Genomic DNA, 9513 nt, shown 5'->3' with positions numbered 1-9513 from the left:
GGCCTGCGCTGGGCCATGGGGGGCCGCAATGCCGACAAACTCGCCGCCGTGCGCGACGAAGTGGGCGCCCCCGCCGACACCCCACTGGTCGTAACCGACACCAGCGACCCCGCCAGCCTGCAGGCGCTGATGGACGCCACGCGCCTGGTGCTGACCACCGTAGGCCCCTACCAGCTGTATGGCAACGAACTGGTGGCCGCCTGCGCCAAGGCCGGGGTGGACTATGTGGACCTGTGCGGCGAGCCCGCCTGGATGCGCCAGATGATCGACGCGCATGAAGCCGCCGCCAAAGCCAGCGGCGCGCGCATCGTGTTCTCGTGCGGGTTCGACTCCATCCCGTTCGACCTGGGCGTGTTCCTGCTGCAAAAGGAATTCCGCCACCGCTTCGGCCACCCGGCCCCGCGCGTGCGCGGCCGGGTGCGCAAGATGAAGGGCACCTTCTCGGGCGGCACCGCCGCCAGCCTCAAGGCCACCATGGCGGCCGCTGCCACCCAGCCCGGTGTGCTGGACCTGCTGAAAAACCCCTTCTCGCTCACCCCCGGGTTTGAAGGTCCGCGCCAGCCTTCGGGCAACAAGCCCATGGTGGACGAGGCTTTGGGCGATGGCGTCTGGGTGGCCCCGTTCGTGATGGCCGCCATCAACACGCGCAACGTGCACCGCTCCAACTTCCTGCTGCAGCACGCCTACGGCACCGACTTTGTCTACGACGAAATGCTCATCACCGGCCCCGGCGAAAAGGGCGAGGCCATCGCCAACGCAGTGGCGGGCGACAAGTCGCTGGGTTCGGACCAAGGCCCCAAGCCGGGCGAAGGCCCTTCGCGCGAGGAACGCGAAAACGGCTTTTACGACGTGCTGTTCCTGGGCACCGACGCTGCTGGCAACACCCTGCGCGTGGGCGTGAAGGGCGACCGCGACCCCGGCTACGGCTCCACCTCCAAGATGATCACCGAAGCGGCGGTGTGCCTGCTGCAGGAAGCCACGGAAACCCCAGGCGGCATCTGGACCACCGCCCCGGCGATGGGCGACCGGCTCATCGCGCGGCTGCAGGCGAATGCGGGCCTGGACTTCGCGGTCGAGACGCCTTGAACGCACCGCAGGCCGACGCCCGCATCGGCTGAGGGCTCGGCGCGTCACGGGAGCGCTGCAGCACGCGGCGCCGCCCACCAGTCCGGCGCCTGCCCCGCAGCGCGTCCCGTGGCGCGCCCTTTTCTTGTCGCCCCCTACTTCACTCCCCCACCGCCCTGCAGCCCGCCCAACACGCGTGTGACCAGGGACTGCAGCGAGCCGTCGTTCTGAAAACCGGCAGCCTCCGCACGGGGCGTGTGCAAGGCGGGCAGGCGGCCGAACAGCGTTTCGATGTGGGCGTCGGGCGCATACCGAACCCATTCGGCGGGATCGGCATCCACCGCGCGGGCAATGACCTGCACGACCTCTTCCACTGACGCGCGCAGCACCGGGGGTTGCCAGCACCGTTCGGCCGGCATGCCCTCTGCGGGCAAGCGTGCGGCATGCACCAGGTTATCCAGGCAGCACCCCAGCGACATCCACCATGCCGTGGCTTGCGCCGACACGGTGCAGGTGTACGCCTGCCGCGCCCGCAGGGCATGGAAGATCTGGCTCATGAATGCGGAGCCATGGCCCGTCTCCGCCGGGGGCCGCGCCACGATGCCGGGCAGCCGCAGGCTGCGACCATCGATATCGCCACGCCGGCTGTAGTCCGCCACCAGCAATTCCGCCATCCACTTGTGCACCCCGTAGCTGAGCGTGGGCTGCGGCCACTGGCGCTCATCGACCGCCTGGGCGCCCAGCGCGCCATACACCGCCACCGAGCTGGCAAACACCAGCCGCGGGACGGGTGCCCGCCCTGCGCGCACCGGGCGCGCCAGCCCTTCGCACAAGTCCACGGTGTCCAGCAAATTGGCCTGCACACCCAGCGCAGGTTCACGCTCGGCCAGCGATCCCGGGACACTGGCCAGGTGAAATACGCAGTCGGGCGGATCGTCTTCCAGCGCGTCGAACAATGCGCGGTCGGCAAAACTACCGACATGCCATTGCACGCCCGGCGCGCAAGATGCAACCGGCCCGACGCGGTCCACCAGCGTCAATCGCAAGGGCGTACCGGGCACGAGTGGGGCGGACTGCAACCGCTCGGCCAGGGCGGAACCAATGAACCCGCCAGCGCCGGTGACGAGCACATGCATCAGCGTGCCCCCGTGCCTGCAGCCACCACGCGCTGGTGCACCACGCCAAAAGGCCCCTCACGGCCATCGGGCCAACGCGCCTGCATGCGCACGCTGTCACCATAGCGCATGAAGAGCGTCTTGGCGGCGCCCTCGTCCAGGATCTCGATCACACGCCGCTCGGCCAAGCAGGCAGAGCCCGCATCGCGCGACTGGTTGGACACCGTGCCCGAACCGATGATGGTGCCTGCCGTGAGCCGCCGTGTGCGGGCGGCGTGGGCAATGAGCTGGCCAAAGCTGAAATTCATTTCGCCGCCATGGGGGTGGCCAAACCATTTGCCGTTGGAATCCACATGCAGCCGCAGATGCACCCGCCCGTCCTGCCAGGCATCGCCCAGCTCGTCGGGGGTGACTGCCAGCGGTGCAAAGCTGGTGGAAGGCTTGGCTTGCAAGAAACCAAAGCCCGTCTTCATTTCGTGCGGGCCCAGCGCGCGCAGGCTCCAGTCGTTGATCTGCACGACCAGACGCACGCAGCTCAATGCCGCTTCAGGCGTCACGCCCATGGGTACCGGGCCACAGACGACGCCGAACTCGCCTTCGAAATCGATGCCGTCGGCCTCGCTGGGCATCGGTACGTCATCGTGCGGGCCCAGAAAGTCGTCACTCGCGCCCTGGTACATGACCGGGATCGTGTCGAAATGCGGGATGGGCGGCGTGTTGAAGGCGCGCTCCATCAAGCGTCCATGGTTGAGGAACGCCGACGCATCCAGCCACTGCGGGCTGCGCGGCAAGGGGGCGCTGCATGCGGCGGGATCGAACGCAAAGCTGCCGGTTGCCGTGCCCGCCTCCAGCGCAGCAGCGCGCTCGCGCAGGGCGGGCTCTACAGCATCCCAGTTCTGCAAGGCTGCCAGCAAACTGGTCGCTATCGGGGCGGTTTCGACGGCCTGCAAGCCGGTGGAAGAAACCAGTACCAGGCGGCCGTCCAGGCTGCCGTCTTTCAGAGTTGCAAATCGCATCGCCAGTCCTATCAGGAAGAAGGTGTTTCCAGTCGCAGCCCCGCCGCCCGGATCACGCGGGCATAGCGGTCGGTCTCTGCAGTCAGAAATGCGCCAAACTCACGCGCACTCTGGGTGGGGGCGTCGGCACTGCCCAGCAGGGCCAGCTTTTCGCGCAGCTCGGACTGGGCCAGGATGCGAACGCATTCGGCATTGAGCCGCCCCACGGCATCAGCAGGCATGGTCGAAGGCGCCAGCAGACCAAACCATCCGGTGACCTGAAAGCCCGCCAGACCTGGCGTTTCTGCCACGGTGGGCAGGTCGGCGGGCAAGGAGGACGAGCGCTGTGCGCCGGTCTGCGCCAGCAGGCGGACACGCCCGTCCTTGACCATCGGGGCCACGGCCAGGGCGCTGTTGAACATCAGATTGACTTGCCCGGCCGCCAGGTCGTTGAGGGCGGGCGCAGCGCCTTTGTAGGGCACATGCAGCAGCTGCACACCGGCCTGCTGCGCCAGCATCTCGCCCGCCAGATGCAGCACATTGCCGATCCCGGCCGATGCGTAGCTGACCTGACCCGGCTTTCGCCGGGCCAGCTCGATCAGGTCGGGCAGATTGCGCACCGGCAGGGCTGCTGGCACCGCAACGACCATCGGACCGGGGCTGGCCACCAGGGCTACCGGGGCAAAGTCACGCTGGCTGTTGTAGGGCAGCCGGGGGTAAAGGTTGGCATTGATGGCGTGGGCCGCGCTGACCCACAAAAGGGAATGACCATCGGTGCTGCGCGCCACGGCCTCTGAGGCAATGATGCCGTTGGCCCCTGCGCGCGACTCCACCACCACCGGGCTGCCCAGGGCCTGGCCCAGCTTGTCGGCCAGCAGGCGCGCCACCAGGTCCGAGCTGCCTCCCGCCGCGAACGGCAGGACGATGCGCAACGGCCGCGACGGCCAGGTGGCAGCCCAGGTGCTCACTGGGAGTGCCAACGCACTCGCCAACAGGGTTCTACGGTTCAATCTGCAGTGCACGGTTTTAACTCCCATCGCTGATGGTGGTGCCGCCATCGACCACCAGGTTGTGTCCAGTTACAAAGGCCCCGGCGGGGCTGGCCAGCATGGCGACCACGCCGGCAACTTCATCGGGCTCTCCGGCACGCCGCAGGGGCGTGGCCTGGATGCGCCGCGCCATGAAGGCGCCGTCGGCCATAAGGTGCTCTGCCAGTGGCGTGCGGATGAGGCCGGGCGACACCGCATTGACGCGCACGCCCGAAGGGCCCCATTCCACTGCCAGGTTGCGCGCCAACTGGGCCAGCGCAGCCTTGGTCAAGCCGTACAGGCCAATCGACCGGTTGCCACGCAGGCCGGCAATGYTGGAGATGAGCACGACKCTGCCGCCGCCCCGTGCCGCCATGCCGGGCAGCACCTGCGCACAAAGGCGCGCGGCGGCGCGCAGGTTGATCTCGAAGACCTGCTGCCAGTCGGCATCACTGGCATCGGCCAGCGGCCCGGCCGGCCCCTGGATACCGGCGTTGCACACGAGGATGTCCAAGGGGCCTGCCCGCTCCACAAGCGAAGACAAAGCCGCAGGCACGCCCATGTCGGCGGCGATGCCCAGGGCGTTCGGCAACGATGCAGCGACCTGCTCGCAAGCGAGTGCATCGAGGTCGGAGACCACCACGCGGGCGCCCTGGGCGGACAGGGTGCGCACAATCGCCAGGCCCAGGCCCTGGGTGGCACCAGTCACCAGAGCGGCGCGCCCATGCAGATCAAAGAGGCTCATTCGACCTTGATCCCGGCTTGGCGGATGGCCAAAGACCACCGCCGCGACTCGCTCTGGATGAACTCGCCAAACGCCGCTGGCGCCAGTGACGCAGGCTCCAGGCCCAGCGGCCGGTATCGGCCCAGCACCTCAGGAGATTCCAGCGCAGCCACCACCGCCTTGTGAAGCACATCGACCACTGGCGCAGGGGTACCTGCCCGCACCATGACACCGTTCCAGCCCGGGATATCGAGGTCCGCATGCCCCGCCTCGGTCAGCGTGGGCACCTGGGGCAGCACTTGCAGGCGCTGTTCGCTGCCCACGCTAGCGAGCGCGCGCAACTTGCCTTCGCGAACGAACGGCAGGCTGGATGCCACCACATCACACATGAAGTCCAGGCGCCCGGCCATCAGATCCTGCAGCGCGGGTGCTGCACCCTGGTAGGGCACATGGGTCATGCGCGAGCGCGTCTTCATGCGCAGCTGCTCTGTCCATACATGGGGCTGGCTGCCCTGCCCGTAAGAGCCATAGTTGAGGCCATCGCCCGCAGCGGCGGCGCGCAACAGGTCGGCCAGCGTCTGGAATGGGCTGTTGGCAGGCACAACCACCACCAACGGTGATTTGAACAGGCGCGTGAGGGGCGCAAAGTCCTTGAGGGGGCTGAAGCTCAGTTTGGCGTACAGCGCCGGGTACATGGCCAGCGGGCCGATGTCTGCGTACAGCAGGGTGTGGCCATCGGCAGGCTGCTGCTTGACGTACTGCGCCGCCAGTTGCGCCGCACCGCCGGGCTTGTTTTCCACGACCACCGCCTGTTGAACGCGCTCTCCCAGCTTTTGCACCAGCAGGCGCGACATCGCGTCGCCAAAGCCCCCGGCGGGGTAAGGCACCACCCAACTCAACGGGCGCGCGGGATACGGGGCCTGTGCCCATGCCCAGGGGACCACCGCTGCGGACGCTGCAGCGCCCAGCCATTGACGGCGCGTGCTCATGGCTGCTCCTTGGCAGGTGCGGCCACTGACTCATCAAAGCGCCCATCCACCAGCACAAACAGCATGCGGCACGGCGCGCCCGAACGGTTGGCCCATGCGTGGTTGGTACCCCGCTGCACCACCACGCTGCCGGGGCGCAGTGGCACTTCGCCTTCGTCCAGCACCAGCGTCAGTTCGCCTTCAATCACCACGCCGTAGTCCACCGATTCGGTACGGTGCATCAGCGGGTGGGGGGAGTCGGCCTTCACCGTAGACGCCGCAGCGTCGCCCACCTGGCGGAAGGCGTCGTGCATGCGTTCGGCACCGTAGGCCAGAAACTCCGGCGTGTCCGGCGGGATGTCCACAAACCGGAAGCGCGTTCCACCCTGCGGGGGCGGCAGCACCAGCGGGCCAAGCGTCGGGTCCGGGCCGTTGTCCACGACCGCGGGCGATTCGGAGGTGCTCCACACTTCGTGGAACACGGTGCCTGGGATGGCGGCGATCTCGACCACCGTGGGCAACGGCCCATCGCTGGCAATGATGGCCCGACCTTGCGCGTTGTGACCGGTAACCACGCGGTGGATGGATGGAAAACCCATGAATGAACTCCTGACTCAATCTTCAAAAAATGGCGACCGCGCGCGTCCAGCCTGCCGAGGCGCCGCGGATCTTGTGGGGGAAGCAGCTGAGGGTGAAGCCCGTGGGCGGCAGCGCCTCCAGGTTGTGAAGCTTCTCCAGGTGGCAGTAGCCGATGTCGCGGCCCGCCTTGTGGCCCTCCCAGATCAGGGCCTTGTTGCCGGTTTCCGCCACGCGCTGGGCGGTGTATGAAAACGGCGCGTCCCAGCTCCAGGCGTCGGTGCCCGTGAGGCGCACRCCGCGYTCCAGCAGRTACATGGTGGCCTCGTAGCCCATGCCGCAACCAGCGCCCAGGTAGTCCTTGTGCCCGTAGCGCGAGCCCGCGCGGGTGTTGACCACCACGATGTCGAGCGGCTGCAGTGTGTGGCCGATGCGGGCCAGCTCGGCCTCCACATCGGCAGCGGTGGCCACATAGCCATCGGGCAGGTGGCGGAAGTCCAGCTTCACACCCGGCTGAAAGCACCATTCCAGCGGCACTTCGTCAATCGTGATGGAGGGGCGGGCTCCGCCGTTCTTCGCGTCCTGCGTGGAGTGGAAGTGMCACGGCGCATCCAGGTGCGTGCCGTTGTGCGTGGTCAGCGTCACCCATTCGGCGRCAGCTGCTTCGCCATCGGGGTAGTCCTCAGGCTGAGTGCCCGGGATCATGGCCATGAACTCGGGCAGCGTGTCGGCGTGCTTCTGGTACGTGATCTTGGGCGCCAGGGGGGGCGGGTCGGAGAGGACATCGTTTTCCAGGTAGATGGAAAGGTCCACAAAGCGGCGTTGGGGTTTGGTCATGGCAGGGGTACAAAGCTCACTCAGGCACCACACCCACGGTGCGGGCGAGGGCCTGGTGGATCTGGATTTCGGATTGGTAGAAGTGGTCCAGGGCGGCCAGTGACAGAGGCTCCTGGGGCTCGGTGCCATTGGCGCGCAGAAAGCTCTGGACCTCGGTGTCGCGCAGGGCCACACCAAAGGCCTGGTGCAGGCGACGCACCGCCGCGTCGGGGGTATTGCGCGCCACCAGCAGCGCGCCCCAGGCGGTGTATTCAAAGCCCTTGAGCGCCGCAGACTGCTGGCTCAAGGGCGCGACGTGCGGCAGCAGCGCAGGCGCATTGGCGGCGGTGCTGCCGAAGGCGCGCAGCTTGCCCGTCTCCAGCATGTTCAGCGACGCGCCGCCCTGCGGCACAAAGGACAGATCGATCTGATTGCCCATGAGGTCTTGCACGACCGGTGGCACACCCCGGTACGGCACATGCACCAGCGGCACGCCACACAGGCGCGCCCACTGCGTCCCCATCAGGTGGATCATCGAACCTTGACCGATGTGCCCAAAGGTCAGTGGCTTGCCAGCGGCCGCCGCTTGCCGCGCAATATCCAGCAACTGTGCATGGGTGGTGGCGGGCATGTCGGCCCGGCCTGCCAGCACGTAGCTGGTGCGCCCCAGTGTGCCGATGGCACGCATCTGCTCAGGCTTGTAGCGCGCGCTGGCCAGCGACAACGGGGTGAGGATGGGCTCGGTCTGCGAAACCACCACCACCGTCGCACCATCGGCAGGCGCGTTCAGCATGCGCTGTACACCGATGGAGCCACCGGCGCCCGGCAGGTTCTCGATGACGATGGTCTGACCCAGTTCGCGCTGCATCACTGTCTGCAGCTTGCGGGCGAACACATCGCTGGGGTTGCCCGCAGGCTGGGGCACGATGAAGGTGACGTGCCGCCCCGACTGCGCTCGGACCCACGGCGCAGCCATGCCTGCTGCCGCTGCCACCAGACAGGCGCGGCGGCTGAGCCGAGCCTGCTGGGTCTGCACTGAGGAAAAAGGCGTGCTCATGCCATGCCTTTCACTGCGACTGCAGTACCCGGAGCACGATGAATGCGTGCAAATGCATAGATCGCCACTGCGTCAATCACCAAGGCGGCCACCCCCAAGCTGCCATAGCCCCAGGCCTTGACCAGCGTGCCACCGAGGATGGGCCCAATGGCCGCACCAAACATCAGCATGGCAGGAGTCGCAGCCAGCGCACGGCCACTAGGGTCCAGCCGCGCCAGCACGCCAAAGGCAAAGGTGTGCGTGAAGATCATCACGGCCGCAAACACGGCGGCGGCCGCCGCATAGGGTGCAAACATGGGCGAGTTCATGATCACCACCACCAACAAAGCCTGCAGCGCAGGTCCCGCCAGCAGCACGTTGCGGGCTGCCCAGCGCTTTTCCAGCACCGCCGCCAGGGCCGCAGGGAAGAGGTTGACCACCCCCAGGGCAATGAGCACCCCGGTGACCGCCTGCATGCCATAACCACGGTCGCTACCCACGCGCTCCAGAAAGCTGAAGGTCATGGACTGCACCAATCCCAGGGCCGCGATGCCTGCCACGCCCCACCAGACGGCGGCAGGCAAAGGCGTGGCAGGCGTCCGTGAACGCTCCGCACCACCCGCTATGTCAGGCGCGGGAAACGCCACTGCCGCAGTCATCGCCCCCACCGCCATGACACCGGCAAACACCTGGAACAGCACCGGCCCGCCCTGCTGCGCCACCAGCACCGGCGTGCCGCCAAGGAACACGATGGCAAACACCCCCAGCGCCATGCCCACCAGCGCGAACAGGCGGTGGGGGTTCTGGCTGCGGGCGATGGTGCCATGCGTCACGCTCAGGGCCGCACCCGCTGCCACCCCGGCAACGCCGTGCAACAGGGCCAGCAAGGCAAACTGTTGCGTGGTGGAGGCTGCGGCAAATGCCACGGCAGCGCCAGCAAACCCTGTGGTAGCCACGCTGCGCCCGCGCAGCAACTGGAAGAACGGCGCCAGCACCAGGCTGGCCGCGACGGCCCCGGCCAGAAACAAAGTAGCCAGCAGGCCCGCCTGCTGCGGGTCGAAGCGGTACACCGAGATCAGCGTGCCCACCCAGACCGGCAACGCGACCAGATCGACCATGCCCGCGCAATGGCCCACCATCAGGGCCACGCGGCCCCGCAGCGAATTGGTTGTGATCATGGCGACCTCGCT

10 protein-coding genes are annotated in these 9513 nt (G+C 67.6%); 1 reads left to right on the top strand and 9 read right to left on the bottom strand.

Going from position 1 to position 9513, the window contains the following annotated elements:
• Nucleotides 1-1086: saccharopine dehydrogenase family protein (locus tag AC04MI_RS04810; protein ID WP_476497191.1), on the top strand; the 1086-nt coding region annotated here is incomplete at its 5' end.
• Nucleotides 1087-1220: 134 nt separating this feature from the next.
• On the opposite strand, the gene AC04MI_RS04805 is transcribed toward AC04MI_RS04810, so the two are convergent.
• From AC04MI_RS04805 to AC04MI_RS04765, 9 genes are read right to left on the bottom strand one after another with little or no spacing between them, the layout of a single operon-like run.
• Nucleotides 1221-2201, bottom strand: coding sequence for an NAD-dependent epimerase/dehydratase family protein (locus AC04MI_RS04805; RefSeq protein WP_436076935.1), 981 nt, complete (start codon nt 2199-2201; stop codon nt 1221-1223).
• The gene (locus AC04MI_RS04800; protein WP_436076934.1) at nt 2201-3196 is read right to left on the bottom strand and encodes a fumarylacetoacetate hydrolase family protein; all 996 of its coding nucleotides are present in this window, start codon (nt 3194-3196) and stop codon (nt 2201-2203) included. The genes AC04MI_RS04805 and AC04MI_RS04800 overlap by 1 nt, the downstream gene beginning before the upstream one ends.
• Nucleotides 3197-3207: 11 nt before the next feature.
• On the bottom strand, nt 3208-4143 hold the full coding sequence (locus AC04MI_RS04795; protein WP_436076933.1) for a tripartite tricarboxylate transporter substrate binding protein: 936 nt from the start codon (nt 4141-4143) through the stop codon (nt 3208-3210).
• Between the two features lie 58 nt (nt 4144-4201).
• On the bottom strand, nt 4202-4948 hold the full coding sequence (locus AC04MI_RS04790; RefSeq protein ID WP_476497189.1) for an SDR family NAD(P)-dependent oxidoreductase: 747 nt from the start codon (nt 4946-4948) through the stop codon (nt 4202-4204).
• A complete protein-coding gene (locus tag AC04MI_RS04785; RefSeq protein ID WP_436076931.1) occupies nt 4945-5916 on the bottom strand; it encodes a Bug family tripartite tricarboxylate transporter substrate binding protein in 972 nt (323 codons plus the stop codon). The genes AC04MI_RS04790 and AC04MI_RS04785 overlap by 4 nt, the downstream gene beginning before the upstream one ends.
• Nucleotides 5913-6494 (bottom strand): cupin domain-containing protein, encoded by a 582-nt coding sequence (locus tag AC04MI_RS04780; protein WP_436076930.1) that lies wholly within the window; start codon nt 6492-6494, stop codon nt 5913-5915. The genes AC04MI_RS04785 and AC04MI_RS04780 overlap by 4 nt, the downstream gene beginning before the upstream one ends.
• Before the next feature lie 22 nt (nt 6495-6516).
• Complete coding sequence (locus AC04MI_RS04775; RefSeq protein WP_476497187.1) at nt 6517-7308, bottom strand: cyclase family protein; 792 nt, start codon at nt 7306-7308, stop codon at nt 6517-6519.
• A 16-nt stretch (nt 7309-7324) separates the two neighbouring features.
• Nucleotides 7325-8344, bottom strand: a complete 1020-nt coding sequence (locus tag AC04MI_RS04770) for a tripartite tricarboxylate transporter substrate binding protein (RefSeq protein ID WP_436076928.1) — start codon at nt 8342-8344, stop codon at nt 7325-7327.
• Complete coding sequence (locus AC04MI_RS04765; RefSeq protein ID WP_436076927.1) at nt 8341-9501, bottom strand: MFS transporter; 1161 nt, start codon at nt 9499-9501, stop codon at nt 8341-8343. The genes AC04MI_RS04770 and AC04MI_RS04765 overlap by 4 nt, the downstream gene beginning before the upstream one ends.
• Between the last annotated feature and the right edge of the window lie 12 nt (nt 9502-9513).

This window comes from Acidovorax sp. LjRoot204 (genome assembly GCF_056175785.1).
The sequence above is the reverse complement of the archived record's forward strand: the minus strand, read 5'-3'. Positions and strand labels throughout refer to the sequence as shown.